At 63.9% G+C, this 23,974-nt stretch carries 24 protein-coding genes; 8 read left to right on the top strand and 16 right to left on the bottom strand.

Annotated features, from left to right (window positions below; all coding sequences use genetic code 11):
- Positions 1–56: 56 nt before the first annotated feature.
- The 7 genes from EN852_RS23360 to EN852_RS23330 all read right to left on the bottom strand — a co-directional run bounded on the left by EN852_RS23360 (position 57) and on the right by EN852_RS23330 (position 7,090).
- Positions 57–872, bottom strand: a complete 816-nt coding sequence (locus EN852_RS23360) for an ATP-binding cassette domain-containing protein (protein ID WP_127877359.1) — start codon at positions 870–872, stop codon at positions 57–59.
- Complete coding sequence (locus tag EN852_RS23355) at positions 872–1,603, bottom strand: ABC transporter permease (protein WP_246694356.1); 732 nt, start codon at positions 1,601–1,603, stop codon at positions 872–874. The genes EN852_RS23360 and EN852_RS23355 overlap by 1 nt, the downstream gene beginning before the upstream one ends.
- A gap of 9 nt (positions 1,604–1,612) precedes the next feature.
- Complete coding sequence (locus tag EN852_RS23350) at positions 1,613–2,359, bottom strand: ABC transporter permease subunit (protein ID WP_246693065.1); 747 nt, start codon at positions 2,357–2,359, stop codon at positions 1,613–1,615.
- A 77-nt stretch (positions 2,360–2,436) separates the two neighbouring features.
- Positions 2,437–3,279, bottom strand: a complete 843-nt coding sequence (locus EN852_RS23345; protein ID WP_210238255.1) for a transporter substrate-binding domain-containing protein — start codon at positions 3,277–3,279, stop codon at positions 2,437–2,439.
- Positions 3,280–3,463: 184 nt separating this feature from the next.
- Complete coding sequence (locus EN852_RS23340) at positions 3,464–4,459, bottom strand: ABC transporter permease (protein WP_127877355.1); 996 nt, start codon at positions 4,457–4,459, stop codon at positions 3,464–3,466.
- Positions 4,456–6,021 carry a sugar ABC transporter ATP-binding protein gene (locus EN852_RS23335; RefSeq protein ID WP_127877353.1) on the bottom strand — a complete coding sequence of 522 codons (1,566 nt, stop codon included), beginning with the start codon at positions 6,019–6,021 and terminating at the stop codon, positions 4,456–4,458. The genes EN852_RS23340 and EN852_RS23335 overlap by 4 nt, the downstream gene beginning before the upstream one ends.
- Positions 6,022–6,127: 106 nt before the next feature.
- Positions 6,128–7,090 carry a sugar-binding protein gene (locus EN852_RS23330; protein ID WP_127866775.1) on the bottom strand — a complete coding sequence of 321 codons (963 nt, stop codon included), beginning with the start codon at positions 7,088–7,090 and terminating at the stop codon, positions 6,128–6,130.
- Positions 7,091–7,718: 628 nt separating this feature from the next.
- On the opposite strand from EN852_RS23330, the gene EN852_RS23325 reads away from it, so the two are divergent.
- From EN852_RS23325 to EN852_RS23310, 4 genes are all read left to right on the top strand, one after another.
- A complete protein-coding gene (locus tag EN852_RS23325) occupies positions 7,719–8,825 on the top strand; it encodes a LacI family DNA-binding transcriptional regulator (protein ID WP_189546116.1) in 1,107 nt (368 codons plus the stop codon).
- A 90-nt stretch (positions 8,826–8,915) separates the two neighbouring features.
- Positions 8,916–9,221 carry a DUF1778 domain-containing protein gene (locus tag EN852_RS23320; protein WP_127866776.1) on the top strand — a complete coding sequence of 102 codons (306 nt, stop codon included), beginning with the start codon at positions 8,916–8,918 and terminating at the stop codon, positions 9,219–9,221.
- Positions 9,221–9,757 (top strand): GNAT family N-acetyltransferase, encoded by a 537-nt coding sequence (locus EN852_RS23315; protein WP_127877351.1) that lies wholly within the window; start codon positions 9,221–9,223, stop codon positions 9,755–9,757. Before EN852_RS23320 ends, EN852_RS23315 begins: the two co-directional genes overlap by 1 nt.
- A gap of 146 nt (positions 9,758–9,903) precedes the next feature.
- Complete coding sequence (locus EN852_RS23310) at positions 9,904–10,704, top strand: class I SAM-dependent methyltransferase (RefSeq protein WP_127877349.1); 801 nt, start codon at positions 9,904–9,906, stop codon at positions 10,702–10,704.
- A gap of 15 nt (positions 10,705–10,719) precedes the next feature.
- On the opposite strand, the gene EN852_RS23305 is transcribed toward EN852_RS23310, so the two are convergent.
- Positions 10,720–11,418 (bottom strand): YafY family protein, encoded by a 699-nt coding sequence (locus tag EN852_RS23305; RefSeq protein ID WP_127877347.1) that lies wholly within the window; start codon positions 11,416–11,418, stop codon positions 10,720–10,722.
- Positions 11,419–11,544: 126 nt separating this feature from the next.
- On the opposite strand from EN852_RS23305, the gene EN852_RS23300 reads away from it, so the two are divergent.
- Positions 11,545–12,180 (top strand): LysE family translocator, encoded by a 636-nt coding sequence (locus tag EN852_RS23300; protein WP_127877345.1) that lies wholly within the window; start codon positions 11,545–11,547, stop codon positions 12,178–12,180.
- 96 nt (positions 12,181–12,276) lie between these two features.
- Here EN852_RS23300 and EN852_RS23295 read toward each other — a convergent pair whose 3' ends face one another.
- From EN852_RS23295 to EN852_RS23265, 7 genes are all read right to left on the bottom strand, one after another.
- Entirely contained in the window at positions 12,277–13,368 is a 1,092-nt protein-coding gene (locus tag EN852_RS23295) for a 3-deoxy-7-phosphoheptulonate synthase (RefSeq protein WP_127877343.1), read from the bottom strand.
- A gap of 199 nt (positions 13,369–13,567) precedes the next feature.
- On the bottom strand, positions 13,568–14,362 hold the full coding sequence (locus EN852_RS23290) for an SDR family oxidoreductase (RefSeq protein WP_127877341.1): 795 nt from the start codon (positions 14,360–14,362) through the stop codon (positions 13,568–13,570).
- Between the two features lie 30 nt (positions 14,363–14,392).
- Positions 14,393–15,385: an inositol 2-dehydrogenase gene (gene iolG / locus EN852_RS23285; protein WP_127877339.1), complete on the bottom strand. Its 993-nt coding sequence runs from the start codon at positions 15,383–15,385 to the stop codon at positions 14,393–14,395.
- A gap of 80 nt (positions 15,386–15,465) precedes the next feature.
- Entirely contained in the window at positions 15,466–16,236 is a 771-nt protein-coding gene (locus EN852_RS23280; RefSeq protein ID WP_127877337.1) for an ATP-binding cassette domain-containing protein, read from the bottom strand.
- Positions 16,237–16,238: 2 nt separating this feature from the next.
- Positions 16,239–17,315, bottom strand: coding sequence for an ABC transporter permease (locus tag EN852_RS23275; protein WP_127877335.1), 1,077 nt, complete (start codon positions 17,313–17,315; stop codon positions 16,239–16,241).
- 108 nt (positions 17,316–17,423) lie between these two features.
- Positions 17,424–18,365 (bottom strand): sugar ABC transporter substrate-binding protein, encoded by a 942-nt coding sequence (locus EN852_RS23270; RefSeq protein WP_127866785.1) that lies wholly within the window; start codon positions 18,363–18,365, stop codon positions 17,424–17,426.
- 342 nt (positions 18,366–18,707) lie between these two features.
- Positions 18,708–19,739: a LacI family DNA-binding transcriptional regulator gene (locus EN852_RS23265; protein WP_127877333.1), complete on the bottom strand. Its 1,032-nt coding sequence runs from the start codon at positions 19,737–19,739 to the stop codon at positions 18,708–18,710.
- 191 nt (positions 19,740–19,930) lie between these two features.
- On the opposite strand from EN852_RS23265, the gene EN852_RS23260 reads away from it, so the two are divergent.
- The 3 genes from EN852_RS23260 to EN852_RS23250 are packed head-to-tail and all read left to right on the top strand — an operon-like array spanning position 19,931 to position 22,625.
- Positions 19,931–21,037: a fatty acid desaturase family protein gene (locus tag EN852_RS23260; RefSeq protein ID WP_127877415.1), complete on the top strand. Its 1,107-nt coding sequence runs from the start codon at positions 19,931–19,933 to the stop codon at positions 21,035–21,037.
- 38 nt (positions 21,038–21,075) lie between these two features.
- Complete coding sequence (locus EN852_RS23255; protein WP_127877331.1) at positions 21,076–21,390, top strand: MocE family 2Fe-2S type ferredoxin; 315 nt, start codon at positions 21,076–21,078, stop codon at positions 21,388–21,390.
- A gap of 17 nt (positions 21,391–21,407) precedes the next feature.
- Complete coding sequence (locus EN852_RS23250) at positions 21,408–22,625, top strand: FAD-dependent oxidoreductase (RefSeq protein WP_189546114.1); 1,218 nt, start codon at positions 21,408–21,410, stop codon at positions 22,623–22,625.
- A gap of 246 nt (positions 22,626–22,871) precedes the next feature.
- Here the strand turns inward: EN852_RS23250 and EN852_RS23245 are convergent, their stop codons facing one another.
- Entirely contained in the window at positions 22,872–23,831 is a 960-nt protein-coding gene (locus EN852_RS23245; RefSeq protein ID WP_127877327.1) for a DUF1402 family protein, read from the bottom strand.
- Positions 23,832–23,974 lie beyond the last annotated feature (143 nt).

The following is a 23,974-nucleotide window of genomic DNA, read 5'->3' as shown; positions in this document are numbered from 1 at the left end:
TTCGGCTCGGCCTGACCTGAATCTCAGCACATCTTGGCGCCGAGCAACGTCCGTCTTCACTTGTTGAAGTTGGCGATGAACTGCTTGAATTGCGGCGTCGGCGGCCTGGCGAACATCTCCTTCGGTTCGCCGACCGAATCCACCTCGCCCTTGTGCAGGAACATCACCTTGCTCGACACATCGCGGGCGAAACTCATCTCATGCGTGACGACCAGCATGGTGCGCCCTTCTTCCGCCAACGAGCGCATGACTCGCAGCACTTCGCCGACCAGTTCCGGATCGAGCGCCGATGTCGGCTCGTCGAACAGCATCACCTTGGGGTTCATCGCCAGGGCGCGGGCTATCGCGGCGCGCTGCTGCTGGCCGCCCGACATATGCGGCGGGTAGTAGTTGCGCCGCTCCCATATGCCGACGCGCTTCAGCAATGCCTCGGCCTGCTCCAGGCACTCCGCGCGCGGCCGCTTCAAAACATGCGTCGGCGCGGCGACGAGGTTTTCGAGCACCGTCATGTGCGACCAGAGATTGAAGCTCTGGAAAACCATGGCGAGGTTGGCGCGGATGCGTTCCACCTGGCGGATGTCGGCCGGCATCTGACGGCCATCACGCCCCTGCTTCATCCGGATGAGCTCTCCGTCGACCCGCACCTCGCCGGAGTCAGGGGTCTCCAGGAGGTTGATGCAGCGCAACATCGTGCTCTTGCCGGAACCTGACGAGCCGAGGATCGAGATGACATCGCCCTTGTGGGCTTCGAGCGAAATGCCCTTGAGCACCTCATGGTCGCCGAAGCACTTGCGCATGTCCCTGACGCTGATGGCCGACTTGTCGTCCGGGGACAGTGCTGCCTTTGCGGCAGCGGCGACATTTGCCGACATCACAACACCTCCGGTACGGGTCTGATTTGCTGGCTCTGCTCGGGCGGCGGCCGCAGATGCGGCGAAAGCCGGTATTCGACCCAGGCGAAGATCCGGGCGATCGACAGGTTGAGCAGCAGGTAGATCACGCCGGCGCAGGTCAGCACCTCGATCGGCCGGAACGTGTCGTGCTGGATCTTCTGCGCCGTTCCCATCATCTCCATGATGGTCACCACCGAAGCGAGCGCGGTTGCCTTGGTCATCAGGATGATTTCGGTCGAATAGGCGGGCAGAGCGAGCCGCAGCGCGATCGGCAGCGTGACGAGGCGGAAGCGGGTGAAGGCCGACATGCCGAACGCCTTGGCCGCCTCGATCTGGCCGACCGGCACTGCCCGCAACGCACCGCGGAAAATCTCGCTCTCATAGGCGGCCGTGTTCAAGGCCATGGCGACGATCGTGCAATACATCGGATCGCGCAGGATCGGCCACAGGATCGGGCTGTGGCGGACGAAATCGAATTGGGAGAGGCCGAAATAGATCAGATAGAGCTGCACCAGGAGCGGCGAGCCGCGGAAGATGAAGACATAGGCGCGAGTGAAATATTCGCCCAGTTTGGAGCCCGAAGCCCGCAGCCAGGTCAGGCCGGTGGCGATGACGAGCCCGAAGGCGATGCCGAAGAACCAGATCTCGAGCGTCAGCGGCAGCGCCTTGAGCACGCTCCACATGGTGGAAAGATAGAAATCAAAAGCCACCGCCACCTCTTACTTCGGCCGCGTGAAACTGCGTGAGGTGTAACGCTCGGCCTTTTCGAAGATCGGCGTCGAGACCGAGGTCATCACCAGGTAAAGGATGCCGGCGACCGTGTAGAAAAGCAGCGAATGATGCGTCGAACGCGCGGCCTTGTTCGCGGTGAGCATCAACTCGGCCACGCCGGTGACCGAGATCAGCGCCGAATCCTTGATGGTCAATTGCCAGACGTTGCCCAGCCCCGGCACCGCGAGGCGCAGCACCTGCGGCACGATCACGAGGCGAAACCGCAGCCAGGCCGACATGCCGTAGGCGCGGGCCGCCTCCAGCTCGCCGCGGTGGATCGCCAGGAACGAGCCGCGAAAAACCTCGGCCTGGTAGGCGCCGGAAATGATGCCGACCGCGAGCACGCCGCCGAGGAAGCTCGGCATGTTCAAGATGTCGGTCGAGCCGATCGACCCGGTGGACCGCGCCACGCCGGTCAGCACCTGCGTGCCGCCATAGTAGAACAGGTAGATGATCAGGAGTTCCGGTTCGCCGCGGAAAACCGTGGTGTAGCTCTCGCCGATGAACCTCAATCCGCCGCGATGCGAAAGCTTGGCGGCCGCCACCAGCGAGCCCAGCATGGCCCCGATCAGCATCGAGACGACAGTGACGGCGAGCGTCCAGGCGATGCCCCAGAGCAGTTGCACGCCCCAGCCGGCGGCCAGCAGCTCATAGGCCGTCGACACCTGGTCCTTGAGATCGTTGAGAAACTCCACCTACGCCTTCCCTCCCGGCGACGGTTGCTTGTCTCAATGCAAAAACGGGAGCAGCCTTGGCTGCTCCCGTTGCGACATTACTTGGTAATGTCGATCTTGAACCATTGCATGGAGTATTTCGACACCGAGCCGTCATCGAGCGCGGCCTTGAGCGCCTTGTTGTAGATGTCCTGCAGGTCCTTGTCGGTCTTGCGGAAAGCGGCGCCGATGCCCGGCCCGAGGATCGGACCACCCTTGAATTGCGGCCCGACGAATTCCAGGTCCTTGGCGTCGGGCTTGGCCAGCGTGCCGAGAAAATAGGTGGTGTCGGCGAAGGCGACGTCGATGCGGCCCGCCATCAGGTCGAGGTCGTGCTCGTCGGTGGTCTTGTATTCATGAACGTTGGCGACGTCCTTGAGATATTTGTCGGCGAAGGTCGCTTCCGTTGTCGAGACCTGCAGGCCGACATTCTTGCCGGTGAGCTCCTTGCGCAGCGTGTCGAGCGCCGCCTTGGATTCGGCGTCGTCCTTCGACAAGTCGATCATCTTGCCTTTGTTGGACATGTTGGCCAGCGGGCCGTTCTTGTCGGCCAGGAAAGCCACCGGCGACGAGGCGTAGGGGATCGAGAAGTCGATCGTCTTCATGCGCTCCTCGGTGATCGACATGCCGTCCATGACGATGTCGAACTTGCCGGCGGTGAGGCCGGGAATGACGCCGTCCCAATCCTGCGCCACGATATTGCATTCGAGCTTGGCGCGGGCGCAGACGTCGTTGAGGATGTCCACCTCGAAGCCGACGATCTTGCCGCTGGCGTCGGTCTGGTTCCAGGGGGCATAGGAGCCTTCCATGGCGACCGAAACGGTCTTCCAGTCCTTGGCCATTGCAGGCGTCGAACAGGTCAATGCCAGCGCGGCCAGCGCGATCCAACGTGATGATGTCACGATACTTTCTCCCATTTTTTGTTCTTGGAACCCTCAGATACCAACTGCTTAGCCCAGCCCCAATTCTGCGACAAGGGCTCTTTTCCGGTTCACGTGTTGTTGCATTCCGCCCGCGAATCCGGGCCTGCCCCGGCGGCTCAGCCGCGAGCATCGATCCAATCAGGCCGTTGGCGGAAGAGCGAGACTACTCCGCCGGCGCACCCGCAACATTCTGGCGCGTCGCCTCGATCATGCGGCGCCGGGCGCGGAAGACGCCCCATTGCTGGTCGACCAGCACGCCGATCAGGATCACGCCGCCCATCACCGCGAAATTGAGCGATGAGGGGATGCCGAGCAGGTTGACGAGGTTCTGCAGCTCCTGCAGCAGCACCGTGCCGAGGATCACGCCGACCAGCGAGCCTTCACCGCCGCGCAGCGAGAAGCCGCCGAGCACGGCGGCCGCGATGGCGTAGAGCTCGTAAAACTGGCCGTGGCTCGCCGGCGAGATCGAGCGCGTGTACATGGCAAAATAGATCGCCGATAGCGCCGTCAGCACGCCGCAGATGACATAGGCCGCGATGATGATCCTGCCGGTGCGGATGCCGGAATATTTCGCCGCTTCCTCGTTCTTGCCGATGGCGTAGAGATAGCGACCGAACACCGAGCGGTGCAGAACCACCCACATGACGATGGCGATGACGATCAGCGCGACGAAGGAGTTCGGCAGGCCGTAGGAGCGGCCAGCGGTCAGGAATTCGAGCGTCGGGAAATTCTGACCGAAGGCGAAGCCCGCCGTGCCGTCGGCGGTGTAGAAGCGCGCCACGCCGCGATAGATCAAGAGGCCGCACAGTGTCACCACGAAAGGCTGCAGTTTCAACCTTGTGATCAGCCAGCCATGCACGAAGCCGATGACGGCGCCGAGCACGATGATCACCACGAAGGCCAGCGGCCAGTCCAATTCGCGCACCGCGATGAAGTCGATGAACAACGTGCCGAGCAGGGCGATCAGCGAGCCGACCGACAATTCGATGCCGCCGGTGATGATGACGAAGGCCTGGCCGATCGACAGGATGCCGAACAGCGCGACGAGGTTGGAGGTGTTGGCAAGGTTGATCGCCGACAGGAAGCGCGGATTGATGGCCGTGACCACCGCGCCGACCACCAGGATCAGGATCAGCAGGCCGAGATCTTTCTTGCTCATTCAACTCCTCCCGCCGCTTGCAGCAGTTTCGGCTTCTTGCCGACCGCCAGCAAGAGCACGTTCTCCTGGCTGAAATCGTCCTTGTCGAGGATGCCGGAGATCTGCCCCTCATGCATGACCGCGATGCGGTCCGAGACGCCGATCACCTCTTCCATATCGCTGGAAATCATCAGCACGGCGACGCCGGCATCGGCCAGCGCCCGCATCAGCCCGTAGATCTCGGCTTTGGCGCCGATGTCGATGCCGCGCGTCGGCTCGTCGAGGATCATCACCTTGGGGTTCATCGCCAGCCATTTTGCCAGGACCACCTTCTGCTGGTTGCCGCCGGAGAGCGTGCCGGTGCGGGTGAGCACCGAAGGCGCCTTGATGCCGAGATTCTTCTTCTGCTTTTCCGCCGTCGCGAGCTCGGCGCCGTTCGAGACCAGCGAGCGCCTGGCATGGGCCGGCAGGTTGGGCAGCGAAATGTTCTGCGCGATCGAGAGATCGAGCAATATGCCGGTGAGCTTACGGTCTTCCGGCACGAGGAAGATGCCGTTCGCCACCGCGTCGGCGGCCGAGCCGACATTGAGCGGCTTGCCGTCGAGCGTGACGCTACCGCCCAAACGCTCGTCGATGCCGAACAGCACGCGGGCGAGCTCGGTGCGGCCGGAGCCGACAAGGCCCGCGAGACCGAGGATCTCCCCGCGCCTCAGCTCGATGCTGACCGGCCGGTCCGGATAGGTGCTGGTGCGTACGGCGTTGGCCGACAGAGCCACGCCGCCCGGTGCGTGGGTAGCCTCACCCGCCTTCTCGCGCTCCTTCAGCATGCGGCCGATCATCAGCCTGACCATCTCGTCGTGGTTGATCCGGTCCTTCGCCAGTGTGCCGGCCAGCGTGCCGTCGCGCAGCACCACGACGCGGTCGGCGACGCGCTCGATCTCATGCAGCCGGTGCGAGATGAAGATGACGCTGATGCCTTGCGCCTTCAGTCCCTTGATGACGTCGAGCAGTTTTTCGGTTTCCGCCATCGGCAGGCTGGAGGTCGGTTCGTCGAGAATCACCAGCCGCGCCCTGATCGACAGCGCCTTGGCGATCTCGACCATCTGCTGCTGGGCGAGCGACAGCGACGCGACCGGCGCATCGGCCGAGAAATTGGCGCCGACGCGCGTCAGCAGTGGCGCCACCATCTCGCGCAGCCTGGCGCGGTCGACCAGCTTCAGCGGCCCGGCGCGCAGCGGCTCACGGCCGAAGAAGATGTTGGCGGCGACGTCGAGGTTCTCGAAGAGGTTCAATTCCTGATGCACGAAGGCGATGCCGGAGCCGATGCTCTGCTCGACGGTCAGTCCGTCATGCGCTGCGCCGTCGACGGTGATGGTGCCGCTGTCCGGCCGCGTCACGCCGCCAAGGATCTTCATCAGCGTCGATTTGCCGGCGCCGTTTTCGCCGACAAGGCCGATCACCTCGCCCGGCCGGACCTCCATCGAGAACCTGTCCAGCGCGACGACGCCCGGATAGGTCTTGCGCACGGCCTCGAGGCTCAGGAACGGAGCGGTGTCTGGGTGAGTGGTGTCGGTAGAGGTCATCGCGCCCGATAGCAGCCGGTGGGCCACAGACTGACCGGCCTTGGCGGGTCCGTCAATACGAACGCCGGCTCAAGGAACCCCTTGAGCCGGCGCAACTGTGCCGGGCTTACTTGCCCTGCATCGCCTTGAGGTTGGCGGCGTAGGCGTCGACGTCATCCTTGCCGATGATCTTGGTCGGGATGATGATCAAGCCGTTGGCTGGAATGCCCGACTTGTCGCCCTTGAGGTAGGAAGCCATCAGCTTCATGCCCTGATAGGCCCACTCGAACGGCTGCTGCACCACGGTCGCGGCGACCGTGCCTTCCTTGACGCCGCCCAGCGTGATCGGATCGTCGTCGAAGCCGACGACTGTGATCTGGCCGAGCTTGCCGGCGTCGCGCAGCGCTTCATAGATGCGCGGCGTATTGTAGGAGTAGAAGCCGACCATGCAGGTGATGTCGGGGCTGGCGACCAGCGCGTCCTCGACATTCTTCTTGGCGCGCGCCTGGTCGATATCGTCGCCGCGCACGTCGACCAGCTCGATCTTGCTGCCGGCGAGCCCGTCCTTCATGCCCTGGATGCGCTCCTTGGCGTTGTCGGCGCCGAGCAGGCCGACGAAGCCCAGGCACTTGCCGCCGTCCGGCATCGCCTTCTTGGCGATCTCGGCCGCCTGCTTGCCGGCATCGACGTTGGACGAGCCGATATAGGCGACGCGCTTGGTCTGCGGGGCATCGGAGTCGGTGGTGAACAGCGCTGTTTGCGACGCGATCTTGTTCAGCCCGTCGGTCGAGGTCTTGGGATCGACGGCCGAGACCATGATGCCCTTGACGCCTGCCGTCACCAGATCGTCCATCAGGCGCTGCTGGATGGCGACAGAGGACTGTTCCGGATACTTCAGTTCGAGATTGTAGTCGGGCAATTCGCCCTGCGCCTTCTTCACACCGGCTTCCGCCGCCTTCCAGAAGTCTGACGCACCGTTGACGACGAAGGCCAGCGTCGGCTTGTCGTCCGCGCGGGTAACCGCCGTGGCCGCAAGTCCGATGAGCAGAGCCGCCGCGGCGACAGATGCGTTACGGATCATGGATTTCATAGTTCAACCTCCCTTGTAGAACCTGACTGTAGAACTCGTCGCCGATGTCTCGGCTGCGGTCCGGACAACCCTCCTCCTCAAGGGTCTGGCGCAAAGGTCCGCCGACTTAAGAACGGTGCCGATCGGGCCGCGTTCGAGACACTAGACACTCATGTGGCGTTCGTAAATAGTCCGATTTGTCTGACATTTTCGTGAGAGTGGATGCGAACCCGATGCGGCGATGCCGCCGAATATCGAGGGAACATCCTTCGCACTTGCCGGCACCGATCCCGACGTCCGGACGGTTACGGCGAGTTGACAGTAGAACGCTTACGGCTATTAGTAAATAGTATTAGTTATGAAGCCTAGTGGCGCGATTTCGAAGCGGAGGAGACGCTGGTCGAAAGACGCGCCGGGAGTGAGGAGAGCGAGCGCGGCTACGCCTGCAGTCGCGCGGGAAAATCAAGGAATTGTCAGCATCGCTGCCCTTGTCTGACTGGTTTCGTCGCGAAGCGGCCTAGTCGGCAATTTGCATGCCTTGCCTGCTAATATGTATTAGTCTGGCGCACGTCGATAAACGCAACGGCCTCGACCATCTTGCCGTTGCCGCCGCCTTTGATTTAGAGCCGGCTGGGTTTGGGAAACGACCATGAGCGAACCGACGGACCTGCGCGATCCCCCCGGAGCCTCCAGGCGCCGCAAGCCGGCGGCCAAGCCGAAGGGACGCGTCACCATGACCGACATTGCGCGCGCCGCCGGCTGCTCGCAGGCGACGGTGTCGTTCGTGCTCAACAATTCGCCGGGGATCAGGCTGTCGCAGCAGACGCGCGACCGGGTGATCGAGGCGGCGCGGGCGCTGGGCTATTCGCCGCCGGTCTTTTCGGCGCTCAGGCCGCCGGTGACGCCGTTCGAAGGCCTGGACGGCGTCATCGGCTTCGCGGTCGACCAGCTCGCCACCAGCCCGGAGGCGGTGGTCGCCATCGAGGGCGCGCGGCAGGCCTCGTGGAACGCTGGCAATGTGCTCCTGGTGGCGCAGACCATGGGTGATTCGGTGATGGAGCCGCGCGCCATCCAGGCGCTGACGCGGCGCGGCATCTCGGCGCTGATCTATATGACCATCTTCACCCGCGAGATCACGGCGCCGGATTTCCTCTACAGCCTCGACATCCCGGTCATCCTGCTCAACTGCTACACCGCCGACTATGCCTTCCCAGCCGTGGTTCCCTCCGAGATCGCCGGTGGCCAGAGCGCCACCAGGCACCTGATCGCGCATGGTCATCGCCGCATCGCCACCATCACCGGCGAGCCGTGGATGCAGGCCGCGCAGGACCGGCTCAAGGGCTACCGCCGCGCTCTGGCCACCGCCGACATTCCCTTCGACCCGGAGCTGGTGGTCGAGGGCGACTGGTCGGCCAGCGCCGGCTACGCCGCGACGGTCAAGCTGCTCGCCTTGAAGGAGCGTCCCACCGCCATTTTCTGCCAGAACGACCGTACGGCGATCGGCTGCTACGAGGCACTGAAGGAAGCCGGCCTGCATATCCCGCAGGACATTTCCGTGGTCGGCTATGACGACGAGGAGATCGCCCGCCATCTCTTCCCGCCGCTGACCACCTCGATCCTGCCGCACCTGGCTATGGGCCAATGGGCGATCGAACAGCTCGAAACCCCGCCGACGCCCGGCCGCGGCCGCTATCCGATCACCAAGCTGGAATGCCCGCTGGTGGAGCGGGAGAGCGTGGCGGACGTGAAGGGGTAGGATGCCCCAGTTCGCCACGTCGAAATCTTGTATGTGTTGACATTGTATTGACAGCCCCTAGATATCTTGTCCTGAACACAGGAGGATTCGATGGCGCAATCCGGTCATGCTGGCAGCAATCACGACACAGCGCGCAAGGATGATATAATTCAAATCCGTGCTTCGGCGGGAACGAAGGCTATTCTCAATCGCGCAGCGAGCTTGCGCGGACAGAAGCTATCGGAGTTCATGCTGGACAGTGCCCGCAAGCAGGCCGAGGAGACCATTCTCGACCAACGTGCCTTTTTTCTCGATACGGACGCGCACGAGAAATTTCTTGACCTGCTTGATGCTCCGAACAAACCGTCGGAGGAGCTTCGCTCGCGTATGACGCGCAAGCCGGCCTGGGAACGCTGATGTCGGCTGGCCCACCGCGAGGATCGCGAGTCCGCGCTCCCGAACGGCTGACCGTTAGCCACGACGTCTCTGAATTTTACAATGGCAAGCATTCATCTCTTGATGACTGGCTGCGAAACCGTGCCTTGATTGGCGAAGGACTGTCCGCCCGAACCTATGTTGTTTGTGAAGCGGGCACGAGAAATCGCGTCGTCGGTTATTATGCGATCTCGACGGCGATGGAAGAACGGATCGCGCTTCCAACCGCGAAGCTCCGACGTGGCATGCCCGAGCAAGTACCGCTGCTCCTGATCGGCCGCCTTGCGGTGGATCAGACGCTCCAGGGAATTGGGCTGGGGAGCGACCTGCTTTCCGACGCGTTGCGCAGGTGTCTCGCCGTCTCGGACATTGCCGGAGTTCGCGCCGTGGTGGCGCATGCTATCGACGATGCCGCCGTGGGTTTCTATCAACGGCACGGCTTCCTCGCGTCTCCGCTGGGTGAGCGAGTCATGCTGCTGCCGATCGAAACCGTGCAGGTGTTATTCCCGAACGTCTGAGCCCGATCCACACCAGGGGGAGCGTGAGATCGCCCACATAAAAATCGGGGCACGCCACGCTATCCTTGCTCCGACAACGAGATTGCCCGGCGCCTATGCAGCAGTTGCGCCGTCGTTTAGCTTAAGCTCATGAATGGGAGGCTCCGATGACATCCACGTTCACCGTCCATGCAGCGTCCGGTTATGAACAACTCATGGGGCGCTGGAGCCGCAGGCTCGCGCCCAAGTTCATCGACTTCGCCGGTCTGGCCGCCGGCGAGACAATCCTCGATGTCGGCTGCGGCACCGGGAGCCTGACATTCGAGCTCGCGAAATCGGCCGATCTTGCCGAGATCCAGGCCATCGATTTTTCCTCGGTCTTCGTCGCGGCGGCGAAGGAGAAAAACACCGATCCGCGCGTCACCATCAACCAGGCCGACGCCACGGCGTTGCCATTCGCCGACAACGCCTTCGACCGCGCGCTGGCGCTGCTGGTGCTGCATTTCGTGCCGGAGGCGGGCAAGGCGGTGGCCGAGATGCGCCGCGTGGTGCGGCCGGGCGGCGTGGTCGCGGCCGTGGTCTGGGACCATTATGGCGGCATGACCGGCATGCGCATGATGATCGATACGGTCGCGGCGCTCAGCGAAAGCGGACGCCAGATGCGCAGCCGCTATTGTTTCCAGCCGATGATGCAGCCCGGCGAGATGAAGCGGACCTTTGTCGAGCAAGGCCTGGCCGATGTCAGCGAAGCCGAGCTGATGATCCGCATGGACTACGCGAATTTCGACGACTTCTGGGCGCCGATCGGCGCCGGCGAAGGGCCGCTCGGCAAATATATGACCACGTTGGACGCGGCCGAGCGGGAGCGCGTCGAGGCCGCCGTCCGCGATGCCTATCAGGCCGGCCGGCCCGACGGCCCGCGATCCTTCGCCAATGTCGCCTGGGCCTGTCGCGGCATCGTGCCCTGAAAGCCGGCCAGCGCCTCAGCCGGCGGTCGAGGCATTGATCTCCCAGCCGTCGACCCACACCTGCCGCAGCCGGTCGCCCTCGCCCTTGAACCACAGGCCAGCCGGCCGGCAGTCCTCGATGCGGTCGCTGCGGAAATTGCGGATGGCCTGGCGCAGTTCGCACCAGGCGACGATGTTGGCGGTCTCGGCATAATAGATCAGCGCGACCGGGCGGATGATGCGGTCGGTCGCCCGTCCAGCCTCGTCACGATAGGAGAGGCTGAGCTTCTCCTCGTCGCGGATGGCGCGGCGAACCAGCGCGAGGTCGACGGCGGAAGCGGAAGCGGCGGCAAAACCCCAGGCGTGAAGCGCATTGGCGTCGAGGGTCTGCCGCAAGGGCGGCGGCACGGCGCCGGCGATCTTGGCGCCGACGCGTTTCGCCGCCTGCTTCAACTCGTCGTCGCCGGTGCGTTCAAGCAGCGCCAGGGACAGCACGATCGCTTCCATCTCCTCGATGGAAAACATCAGCGGCGGCAGGTCGAAGCCGGGGCGCAGGATATAGCCAATGCCGCGCCCGCCCTCGATCGGCACGCGCATCGCCTGCAGGGCGGCAATATCGCGATAGACCGAACGCACCGTCACTTCCAACCGCTCGGCGATCGTCGCCGCCGTCACCGGCTTTTTGGCCAGACGCAGGATCTGGATGATCTCGAACAGGCGCGATGCCTTGCGCATTTTTCCAGCCAACCGAAACGCAACTGACACATCCCCGTCAGTTGGTGTGACCTATAGGGCCGCCTACCCGCTTGAAAATCAATAGATTCCTTTGCACCCAAGCGAACGAGGCGACAGGCAACTGACATGAGTTATGGTGAAAACCTCTGGCTGTTCTTCGTGCTTCTGTTCGGCATCATCGCCGTTCCGGGCATGGACATGCTGTTCGTGCTGGCCAATGCGCTCACCGGCGGCAGCAATCGAGGCCTGGCGGCCACCGCCGGCATCATGCTCGGCGGCGCGGTGCACACGCTGAACGGCGCGGTCGGCGTCGGGCTGCTGATGCATTTCGTGCCGGTGTTGTTCACGCCGCTGCTGGTCGCCGGCGCCGCCTATATGGCCTATATCGGCGTTTCGCTGATGCGCAGCTCGATCACCGTCGGCGACGACGGTCCGGCTGGCAGCCGCTCGGCCTGGAGAGCGTTCCGCCAGGGCCTGGTCACCTGCCTGATCAATCCGAAGGCCTATCTCTTCATCCTTGCCGTCTATCCTCAATTCCTCAAGCCGGCTTACGGCCCGATCTGGATGCAGGCGACCATCATGGGATTGCTGACGGTCGCCACGCAGGCGGCGATCTATGGCGGGCTTGCCGTCACCGCCGGGCGCAGCCGGGGGCTGCTGGTCGACAATCCACAAGCGACCATACTTGCCGGGCGAAGCGCCGGGCTGCTGCTGTTTGCCGTTTCAATATTCACCGCGTGGGAAGGGCTGAGGGCGGCGTGAGCCTCAAGGACACACGCCGCGTTCCTTCACGCCCCTCATCCGTCTCGGCGCTGCGCGCCGGGTCACCTTCTCCCGCAAGGGGAGAAGGAAGAGGCCTCACGCCGCGCCCTGACGGGTCGCGAGCATCTCGCGTTTCACCGACCGGCGCCATTCGACGGCGCCGGCAAGGCCGTGCAGCACGGTCTCGGTGGTCGCCCAGTCGATGCAGCCATCGGTGATGCTCTGGCCGTAGGTAAGCGGCTTGCCGGGCACGACGTCCTGGCGGCCGGCGACGAGATTGCTCTCGATCATGACGCCGATGATGCGCTCGTCGCCGGCTGCGACCTGACCGGCAACGTCATGCGCCACCTTCGGCTGGTTCTCCGGCTTCTTGGCGCTGTTGGCGTGGCTGACATCGATCATCAGCCGCGGCGCCACACCGATGCGGCCGAGTTCGGCGGCGGCGGCATCGACGCTTGCGGCATCGTAGTTCGGCTGAATGCCGCCGCGCAGGATGACGTGGCAATCCTCATTGCCGGTGGTCGCCGCGATGGCGCTGCGGCCGCCCTTGGTCACCGCCATGAAATGATGCGGCTGGGCTGCCGACTTCACCGCCTCGCCGGCGATCCGGAGATTGCCGTCGGTGCCGTTCTTGAAGCCGACCGGGCAGGACAGGCCGGACGCCAGCTCGCGATGGATCTGGCTTTCGGTGGTGCGCGCTCCGATAGCGCCCCAGGCGACGAGGTCGGCTATATATTGCGGGATCGTCATGTCGAGGAACTCGGTCGCCGCCGGCAGGCCGAGATTGTTGACGGCCGACAGCACATTGCGCGCCATGCGCAAGCCCTTCTCGATGTTGAAGCTGCCGTCGAGGTCGGGATCGTTGATCAGCCCCTTCCAGCCGACCGTGGTGCGCGGCTTCTCGAAATAGACGCGCATGACGATCTCGAGCCGGTCGGACAGGGTCTCGCGCAGCGCCGCCAGACGGCTGGCATAGTCAACGGCCGCGACCGGATCGTGGATGGAACAAGGGCCGACGATGACAAGCAGTCGGTCGTCGGCCCCCGTAAGGATCGAATGGATAGCGTTGCGCGAGGCGGCAACGGTGCGCGTCGCGGTGAGCGAGCGCGGTATCTCGCGCATCACCTCGTCCGGCGTGCTCAAGGCTCTGATTTCGGTGACCCGAAGGTCGTCTGTGGTGGTCAACACGGCTTTCTGCTCCTGGTTAGGAGACCTGCCGGCTGAAACAAAAAAGCCGCCAGGTCTGGCGGCTTGTCGGATTTTGATCTGGAATTTTCAGATCGAGCGCAATCCTCCCGCCGCCAGCGAGCTACCGTAGCTAAAGTACCAAAACGAGGCGGTCAGGTGGATCATGCGGCTCATATAGTCGATGCGAGGGCGTTTGTCACTACTCCCCAATCACGCCGGCTATGTTCTGATCATAATCGACGAGGGAACCGGTCATGACACCGGCCTGGGGGCTCAGCATGTAGGTGATCAGCCGCGCGAGCTGCGCCGGCTTGACCAGCTGGCCCATCGGCTGCGCCGCCTCGGCCTTCTCCAACCAGTCATCCGACGCTCCGTGCCACTTCTTTTGCACGATCGCCTCGCCCTCGGTGTCCATCCAGCCCGGCAGCACGGCGTTGCAGCGGATGCGGTTCTTCCGGTAGGCGCTGGCGACATTCTTGGTCAGCGTCATCAGCGCGCCCTTGCTGGTCGAATAGGGCGTGAGGAACGACTGGCCGGCATGCGCCGACATCGACAGCACATTGACGATCGAGCCCGGCGCCTTGCGCTCCAGCAGATGCGTGACAAGCCCCTGCATCAGGAAGAAGGGGCCGCGCACATTGGTGTCGAAGATCTGGTCGAACAGCTCCTCGGTGGTCTCGACCAACGATCCCCGCGCCGAGGTGGCGGCGGCGTTGACCAAAGCGTTCAGCGTGCCGAAATGCTCCAGCGCCGTTGCCACGGCGCGCTTGCAGTCGGCGACCTTGGCGACATCGGCGCTGATGAAGATGGCGTCGACGCCGCTCTTCTTCAGCACTGCCACCGCCTTGTCGCCCTTCTCCTGCGACCGGCCGATCAGCGCCAGCGCGCGGCAGCCCTCGTCGGCAAGGGCCTCGGCAACCGCGAAGCCGATGCCCTGCGCGCCGCCGGTGACGATGGCGCGCGTTTCTGAATTGCGACCGGCCAAACCGCTCATCGCTTTGCTCCTGTAATCTAGGTCAAACGTTCAATCGACGCGGACGGTCTTGCCGGTCTTTGCCGATTTCAGCGCCGCGTCGGCGAGCCTCAGCGCGACCAGCCCGTCCTTTCCGCTCGGCGCCGCCTTCTTGCCGGCGGTCGCGGCGGCGATGAAGGAGGCGATCTCGTTGGCGTAGGCGTCGATGTAGCGGGTCATGAAGAAGTCGTGCAGCGGCGGGCGGGTGTAGCCCTTGTCGTTGGCGAGCTCGATCGAGACCGGCCGCTGGTTCTCGGCCGCGACCATGCCCTTGGAGCCATGCACCTCGATGCGCTGGTCGTAGCCATAGGTGGCGCGGCGGGAATTGGAGATGACGGCCTGCTTGCCGGACGCGGTTTCGAGGATGACGCTGACCGAATCGAAATCGCCGGCTTCGCCGATCTTCTTGTCGACAAGCACCGAAGCATGGGCACTGACGGCAACCGGCTCCTCGCCGAGCAGGAAGCGTGCCATGTCGAAATCATGGATGGTCATATCGCGAAAAATGCCCCCGGACCTGGCGATGTAGTCGAGCGGCGGGGCGCCGGGATCGCGGGACGTGATGGTGACCATCTCGACCGTGCCGATGGCGCCGTCGTCGATCGCCTTGCGCACGGCGGCGAAATGCGGGTCGAAGCGGCGGTTGAAGCCGACCATCAGCGTGGCGCCGGTCTTGCCGACCACGGCCAGGCATTTTTCGACGCGCTCGACGGAGAGGTCGATCGGCTTCTCGCAGAAGATCGCCTTGCCGGCCTTGGCGAAGCGCTCGATCAGGTCGGCATGCGTGTCGGTCGGGGTGCAGATGATGACGGCGTCGATGTCCTTGGCCTTCTCGATGGCATCGATGCTGCGCACTTCGGCGCCATAGGCGGAGGCCAGCTCCGTCGCCGCTTTCTCGAAGGCATCGGCCACGGCCACAAGTTTGGCCTGCGGGTTGGAGGCGACGGCGCGGGCATGCACCTTGCCGATGCGGCCGGCGCCGAGAAGAGCGAAGCGGAGTGTCATGGAATGTCCTTCGAGGTGGGTTTTATAGACAGTCCGCGCCTCTCGGCGCGGACGATTGCTTGTTCCCGTCGTGGCGCCGGTCAGGCGGACTGGAGCTCGGCCTGTCCGGTCTTGGCGCCGGTGATGTAGGCGACGATATCGTTGCCGTCGGTGTCCTGCTTGCGCAGATTGGCGACGATGCGGCCACGGCGGAAGACGACGATGCGGTCGACCAGGTCGAACACCTGGCGCATGTTGTGGCTGACCAGGATCAGCGGCTCGCCGTTTTCCTTCAGCGTGCGGATGATGTTTTCGACCTGCGCCGTTTCCTGCACGCCGAGCGCCGCCGTCGGCTCGTCCATGATGATCAGCTTGGAGGCGAAGGTTGCCGTCCTGGCGATCGCCACGCACTGGCGCTGGCCGCCCGACATGTGGCGGATGGTGCTGGAGAGGTTGGGTATCTTCACCGCCGTGCGGACAAGCGCTGCTTCGGTCGCCTTGCGCATCGCCTTGCGATCGAGGATCGAGAAAGGTCCGAGATTGAACAGCACCTTCTCGCGGCCGAGGAACAGGTTCGACGGGACGTCGAGATCGTCGGCGAGGGCAAGGTTCTGGAACACGGTCTCGATGCCCGCCTCGCGGGCCTCGATCGGGCCGGCGAAATTGACCTCCTTGCCGTCGAACCAGATCTTGCCGTCGGTGCGCTGCTCGACGCCGGTGATCTGGCGCACGAAGGTCGACTTGCCGGCGCCATTATCGCCCATGATGGCGACATGCTCGCCCTTGCGCAGCTCGAAATTCGCCTCCTGCAGCGCGTGCACGCCGCCATAATGCTTGGTGAGGTTTTCGGTCTTCAGAACGATGTCGGACATGGTCAAGCTCCTATCGCGCGGCGGCGCTGGCGCCACTGATCGAGAACGACGGCGCCGACGATGATCACGCCCTTCACCATCTCCTGATAGTAGGCGTCGAGGCGCAGGAAGGTGAAGCCGGAAATGATGACGCCGAAGATCAGCGAGCCGATCACGGTGCCGATGATCGAGCCGCGGCCGCCCGACAGCGAAACGCCGCCGATGACCGCCATGGCAATGGCGTCCAGCTCGTACATAACGCCCATGCCAGCCTGCGCCGTGAGGTTCTTGGAGGACAGCACCACCGCGGCAGTCGAAGCGAGGATGCCGGCGATGACATAGACCAGCACCTTGTGGTTGGCGATCTTGATGCCCGACATGCGCGCGGCGTCCTCGTTGGAGCCGATGGCGTAGCAATGCTTGCCGTATTTCGTGTAGGTCAGGATAAGCTGGAACAGGAGTGCCAGCGAGATGAAGATGACGACCGGCATCAGGCCCTTGCCGATGGCCGCGAAGCTGTCGGTCGGAAATGAGATCGGCTGGCCCTTCGACCACCATTTAGCGATGCCGCGGGCGGTGACCATCATGCCCAGCGTGGCGATGAAGGGCGGGATGCGGGTGTAGGCGATCAAGAGGCCGTTGATCAGTCCGGCAATCAGACCGCAGCCGATCGCGACCAGCAGCGGCACGATGACCGGCAGGTCGGTCCAGCCATAGTCGATGAACATCGCCTTGGGATTAGGATTGCCGTTGACTGTCGCTACCTGGGCGAAGCTCATGGCGATCATGGCGGTGGCGCCGACGATCGAGCCCGAGGACAGGTCGATTCCGCCGCAGATGATGACCTGAGTGACGCCGATTGCGATGATGCCGACGATCGACACCTGCAGGATGATGATCTGCAGGCGCTGCTCGTTGAAGAGCCCGGAGACGTTCTCGCGGGTGTTGAACAGGAAGCTGTCGCCGAGGAAGACACGGCCGACCAGCTCGAAAGCGGCGACCAGGATGACAAGCGCCAGGAACACGTTGAATTCGGCGGGCCATGGACGCTTCTTGGCGTCATAGCTCAGCCCGCCAATGCCATGCGATGTCTGTGACACGTCTTCTTCCTCCGTCGGGGCGCAGCTATCCGGCCTCCCGCGCGGACGGGAGGAAAGGCGGAGCGGCGCGCTTGTCCGATTGGACGCGCCGCCCCGTATCGAGGCGCCTCAGTTCTTCTTCAGGAACTTGTCGATGTTCGCCGGGGTGACGAGCTGGAAGGGGATGTAGACCTTCTTGTCCACCTTTTCGCCCTTGGCGAGCTTGAGCGCGGCGTCGAGCGCCCCGGCGCCCTGGCCGGCGGCGTCCTGGAAGACCGTTGCGTCGAGATCGCCGGCCTGCATGGCAACCAGCGCATCCTGGGTGGCGTCGACGCCGCCGACGACGACCGACTTCATGTCGATGTTGGCGGCCTTCATGGCCTGGATGGCGCCGATCGCGCTTTCGTCGTTATTGGCGATGACGCCGTCGAACGCCTTGCCGGACGACAGCCAGTTGGTCATCAGGTTCTGCGCCTCGTCACGCTTCCAGTTCGAGGTCTGCTTGTCGATGATCTTGATGAAGTTGCAGTCCGGCGTGGCGATGACCTCGTCGATGTCCTTGGTGCGCTGCACCGCGGCCTGGTTGGAAAGCTCGCCCATGATCACATAGACATTGGCTTCCTTCTTGCCGGCTTCCTTGAACAGGCGGCAAACTTCCTTGGTCTCGAGCGTGCCGGAATCGGCTTCGTTCGAGGCTACGAAGGCCTGGTTGTCGGGCAGCTTGTCGACGTTGACCGGCTCGCGATTGACATAGACCAGCGGGATCTTGGCCGCGGCGGCCGCATCCGACATCGCCTGCGTGGCCGAGGTATCGACCGGATTGACGATAATGGCGTCGACGCCCGAGGCGGCGAAGTTCTTGATCTGGTCGAGCTGCTTGGCCACGTCGTTCTGCGCGTCCTCGACCTGCAGCTCGACGCCGCTCATGCCCTTGGCCTGCGCGATCATGCCGTTGCGCAAGACAGTGAGGAAGTTGTCGTCGAAAAGGGCCATCGAAACGCCGATCTTGGCGGCGAAGGCGGATGAACACATCAGCGCCGAGAGCGCGACGCCCAAAAGAAGTCTCTTCATTTTATTCTCCTCCACTTGGTGTCCGGCTGCACCCATTGAACCGGAATCCCCGGTTTGCCCCGGGGAACTCTCCCTGCGGCCAATGAGGCGTCGCCAATTCTATTGGAACGCCTCTTCCTCCGTTCGAACAGGCGCTTCGGAACGAAAGAACCAAAAGGCCTAGTTAGTGAAATATTTATTCCATTTCGTTTGGGAAACGTCAAGGGCGATTCCGACCGGGCCAGCCGGTTTTTCGTTCATCAGGGGCACGACGACGACAAAAATCGCCGAAACCTGGGCCCGAATAGGAGCAACCTGCCATGAAAGAATCCATCAGCCTGATGGCTTCTATCATGGCGGACGCTAGATATTTTCCGGCAGATAGATGTCGAAGGGCAGAAAGGTCTGTCCCGGCGCATTGGCCGCGCCGCTTTCGATGGCATGGGCCATCAGCCCGACGAGTTCCCGGCAGAGCGCGGCAAGCGGCGTCGAGATCACCATGGTGAGGATGTTGTCGGCAAGCGCCGCGCGCGAGACGGCGTTGATCTCGTTGCAGATGACGACCGGCATCTCGGCCGGGTTCGCCGTCCGCAGCGCCGAGACCGCGCCCTCCATGCCGCCGCCAGCGACATAGCAGCCGGCGAGATCGGGATGGCGGGCCAGGAGGTCGAGCATGGCGTCATGCGTCACGTCATTGGCCTCGAGGTTGACCAGCGTCTCCATCACGGTGAAGTCGGGCGCGCGCTCGCGGAAGAAAGAGCGGAAGCCGATCTCGCGCAGCTCATGGCCGTGGAAGCGGTGGCTGCCGACGAAGAGCGCCACCTTGCCCGGCTTCCTGGCGGCCTTGGCGATCATCCAGGCGGCGCTCCGCCCGACCTTGCGGTTGTCCAGACCGACATAGCCCTCGCGGATGCCGGCGGCGAAGTCGGACAGCAGCGAGAAGACCGGCTGCCCCCTCGCCTTCAGTGTCTCGACGACCGCGGTCAGGTTCGGGTGGTCCGGGCCGACGACGGCAATGGCTCTCGACTTGGCCGCCAGCCTGCGCATCTGGCCGGCGATTTCGTCCGGCGCCAAGGAAGCGGCGAACTCGATTGTCGCGACGCCGCGGAAACGCTGCGACTGTGCGACCGCTACCTCGAGCTCCTTCGCGAAATCGCCATAGAAGACATCGTTGCCCCTCAGCAGCAGGAAGCCGAGCCGGTATTCCGGCAATTCCTGGCGCATGCGCTGCTTGATCAGCCCGGCGGCGTGATAGCCGATCTCGGTGGCTGCGTCGTAGACCCGGCGCGCCGTCTCCTCGCGCACCGGCAGGCGGCTGTTCAGCACCCTGTCGACGGTGGCGACGCTGACGCCCGAGACGCGCGCCAGATCGGTAATGGTCGGCCGCTTTGCCATGGATGCTTCCTCGCTTGAGTCCCACTTCGGATATCCGACTCAGGATAACCCATCCTGATAGGAAATGATAGAAACTATCTTTGTGATGTTGAGACCATCAGACCTTGCGGCTATGCTTAAGCGGAAAGTCAGCGATGCGCGAGCTCCGCACGGTCGGGCGGTTCGCCAGGGCGCTGGTGGAAGGAACCCCAATGACGGCAATCACGTCTTCGGCGGCGTCGCCGCGCGACTACAGCCTGACCGGACGAGACGCCAGGCTCGCGGTCGAGAACGGGCTCGCTGCGGCCGAGTGGTACCACACCGACATCCCGCGCAAGCAGATGAAGGAGCTGATGCAGCGCTCCGACCAGCCGGCGATCCGCGACACCATCATCTGGCTGGCCGCTTTCGTCGTCGGCGCCGCGGGCGGCATCTGGTTCTGGGGCAGTTGGTGGTGTGTGCCGTTCCTCTTCGTCTATGGCACGCTCTATGGCTCCTCGACCGATTCCCGCTGGCACGAATGCGGCCACGGCACGGCCTTCCGCACGCAGTGGATGAACGACGCCATCTACCAGCTCGCCTGCTTCATGATCATGCGCAACCCGGTGACATGGCGCTGGAGCCATACGCGCCACCACACCGACACCATCATCGTCGGCCGCGACCCGGAGATCGCCGTCATGCGGCCGCCGGATTTGCTGCGGGTCGTGCTGAACTTCTTCGGCATCGTCGACGCCTGGCATGCGATGACCGACATGGTCCGCAACGCCGCCGGCGTCATCAGCGCGGCGGAAAAGACCTTCATTCCCGAGCAGGAGCAACCGAAGGCGATCCGCGTGGCACGCATCTGGCTCGCCATCTACATCGCGACCATCGCGCTGGCGCTCTACCTGCATTCATGGCTGCCGCTGATGCTCGTCGGCCTGCCCCGCCTCTACGGCGCCTGGCATCACGTCATGACCGGCCTGCTGCAGCATGGCGGACTTGCGGAGAATGTCATCGACCACCGCCTGAACAGTCGCACGGTGTACATGAATCCGATCAGCCGCTTCATCTACTGGAACATGAACTACCATGTGGAGCACCACATGTTCCCGATGGTGGCTTATCACGCGCTGCCGAAGCTGCATGAAATGATCAAGCACGATCTGCCGGCGCCGACGCGGTCGATCCTGGCCGGCTACCGCGAGATGATCCCGGCTTTCCTGCGCCAGCTGCGCAACGAGGATTATTTCCTCAAGCGCGCGCTGCCGCCGACGGCGAAGCCCTACCGGGAAGAACTGCACAACGACAATCCGGTGGCGGCCGCGGCCGAGTGAGCTGCCCGACCGAAGACCATGAATTCCAGGAGGACGAGATGAGCGACTGGGTCGAGGCCTGCGCGGCCGGAGACATCGACGAGGAGGACGTGATCCGGTTTGACCATGCCGGGCGCACCTTCGCCATCTACCGCAGCCCGGACGACGAGTACTTCGCCACCGACGGCCTGTGCACGCATGAAAAGGTGCATCTGGCCGATGGGTTGGTGATGGACGACATCATCGAATGCCCCAAGCACAACGGCCGCTTCAACTACAAGACCGGCGACGCGCGCGGCGCCCCGGTCTGCGTCAACCTCAAGACCTATCCGGTCAAGGTCGACGCCGGCAAAGTCCTCATTCAGGTCGGGTGACGACGATGGCGGGAGGAATGGTGATCATCGGCGCCGGCGAGTGCGGCGGGCGGGCGGCGCTTGCGCTCCGCGATCTCGGCTATGACGGGCCGGTGACGCTGGTCGGCGACGAGCCGCATCTGCCCTATGAGCGGCCGCCGCTGTCGAAGGACGCGATGACCGCCGTCGCTCCGGCCATCAAGGCGATCGCCACCGACGCGCTCTTCGCCGAACGCGCGATCCGGCACATCCATTCCGTCCGGGCCGTGGCGATCGACCGCGCCGCGCATGTCGTGCACCTGTCCGACGGCTCTTCCCTTTCCTACGACAAGCTGCTGCTGGCGACCGGCTCCGTGCCGCGCCAGTTGCCGACGCCGGGGCTCGGGTCGCGCTGCGTGTATCTGAGGACCTTCAGCGACGCGCTTGCCATCCGCACACATCTCGGCGCCGGAAACCGCGTCGCCATCATCGGCGGCGGCTTCATCGGCCTCGAATTGGCGGCCTCGGCGCGCAAGCTCGGTGCCGCCGTCTCGGTCATCGAGGCCCAGCCGCGCATCCTGATGCGCGGCGTGCCGGCCGAGATCGCCGACATCATCCACAAGGCGCATGAGGCCGAAGGCGTTTCGATCCGCACCGGCCAGGGGTTGGCCGCGATCGTCGATGACGGCAAGGAAGTCGCCATCGCGCTGGCCGACGGGCAGAAGGTCGTCGCCGATCTCGCCGTGATCGGCATCGGCGCCGTGCCGGTGACCGCGCTTGCCGCCGAAGCCGGGCTCGCCATCGACAACGGCATCGCCGTGGACGAGCATCTGCGCACCGCGGACCCGGATGTCTTCGCCGCCGGCGATTGCTGCTCGTTCCCGCTCGCCATCTATGGCGGCCGGCGCGTTCGGCTGGAGGCCTGGCGCAACGCGCAGGAACAGGGCGCACTGGCCGCCAGGAACATGCTGGGCGCAGACGAGGCGCATGCGGCCGTGCCTTGGTTCTGGTCGGATCAGTATGGGCTGACCTTGCAGATCGCCGGGCTTTCGGACGAGGGCAAGAGCATCGTGCGGCGCGACCTCGACGACGGCGCCTTCATCCTGTTCCACCTCGCCGAGGACGGCAGGCTGGTCGCCGCCAGCGGCATCGGTCCCGGCAATGCGGTGGCGCGCGACATCCGCCTGGCGGAGATGCTGATCGCCAAGCGGGCGAAGCCGGCGCCGGAAGCGCTCGGCTCACAGGCGGTCAAGCTGAAATCGCTGCTTGCGGCTTGAACTGCCTTGATAATTGTTGAGTTCGGCGCTGCCCCTCATCTGCCTGCCGGCATCTTCTCCCCGTAAACGGGGAGAAGGGGACTTCGCGGCCGTCGGCGCCAATTCTGCTGCGTTCGAGATTGGCAAAAGCGTCGGCACAGCCTCTTTCTCCCCGTTCACCGTGAGAAATGCCCGGCAGGGCAATGAGGGGCGGCGCAAACGCCCCAGAACTGAACTCCAACTGGCTCCGTTCTCGTGCCTGGCCGCCTAAAACAGCGCCTTCAGCTCGTCCAGCTTGTCGTTGACCAGCCAGCCGTAATAATTCTCCTCAGGCAGCTTTTCCGGTTCGCCGGCGGCGCGACGTCTGTCGTTCTCGGCCTTCAGCGCATAGGCGCGCTGCTCGGGGTTGCCGACATTGTAGAGCGTCGCGGTAAGCCCCGGATTGCGGGAGATGTCGAAGCTGGCGATGTTGCGATAGGCGTCGATCGACTTCCTGATGGTCGCGGCGACGTAGGGCAGCGTCAGGTCCGGATCCATGATGGTCTTGTAGACCGCGTTGGGATCGTTGACGTCGAGCTCGGGCAGGCCTGAGACCTTGTGCACGAGATCGCTCATCTGCAGCGCGGTCAGCGGGTTCAACTGACCGAGCCCGAAAGTCTGGCCGGCATAATAGGGCTGGAAAAAGGTGGCGCCGAAGCGGTCGTTGGGGAAGCTTGTGCCGGCGACGGTCTTGCCGCGGAAGGAATGGTTCCAGACCTGCTCGCGGCATTCCCAAAGGTCATAGCTGTCGCTCATGCCGGCGCATTTCTTGAACTCCGGCCGCTGGACGAAATCGCTGACATCCTCGCCCTCATAGGCAAAGGTCAGCTTGCTCGACAGATAGGACATCGCCTTGACGTAATAGGTCTGCAGCCGGTCATAGGCATCGACATTGTAGGTATGCTCGCCGACGATGGCGCCGACGATATGCATCGGGTCGATGCCATAGGCAGCCGCCACCTTCCTGATCTTGCCGCGCAGCTCGGCATCGTTCTGCAGCAACGCGTAGACTTTCCGGTACTTGGCCTGGAAGGTGGTGTTGGTTGCCTGGGTGCGCCGGCTGGACGCGCCCGGAATATCCGGCTGCACGGCGTTGCGATTGCCCGGAGGCACCATGGTCGCGGCATCGGCGATCGTCACCGCCGCCGCCAATGCAAGACACACAAAAAGAAACAGATACTTCTTCATCCGCCGCCGCTTTGGGACGGCTCGGCTATCGCCGCTCCACCCCAACCATTTGATTGAACGCAATTTCAGAAGGAAAACCGCTGGACAGTTTTGCTGAAATTGCTTCCAGAACGCGCGGCAACCTAGGTAAAGCGTCCGGCAGA

This window comes from Mesorhizobium sp. M2E.F.Ca.ET.209.01.1.1, assembly GCF_004010375.2.
Taxonomy (GTDB): domain Bacteria; phylum Pseudomonadota; class Alphaproteobacteria; order Rhizobiales; family Rhizobiaceae; genus Mesorhizobium.
This window is presented reverse-complemented; position numbering and strand designations above follow the sequence as displayed.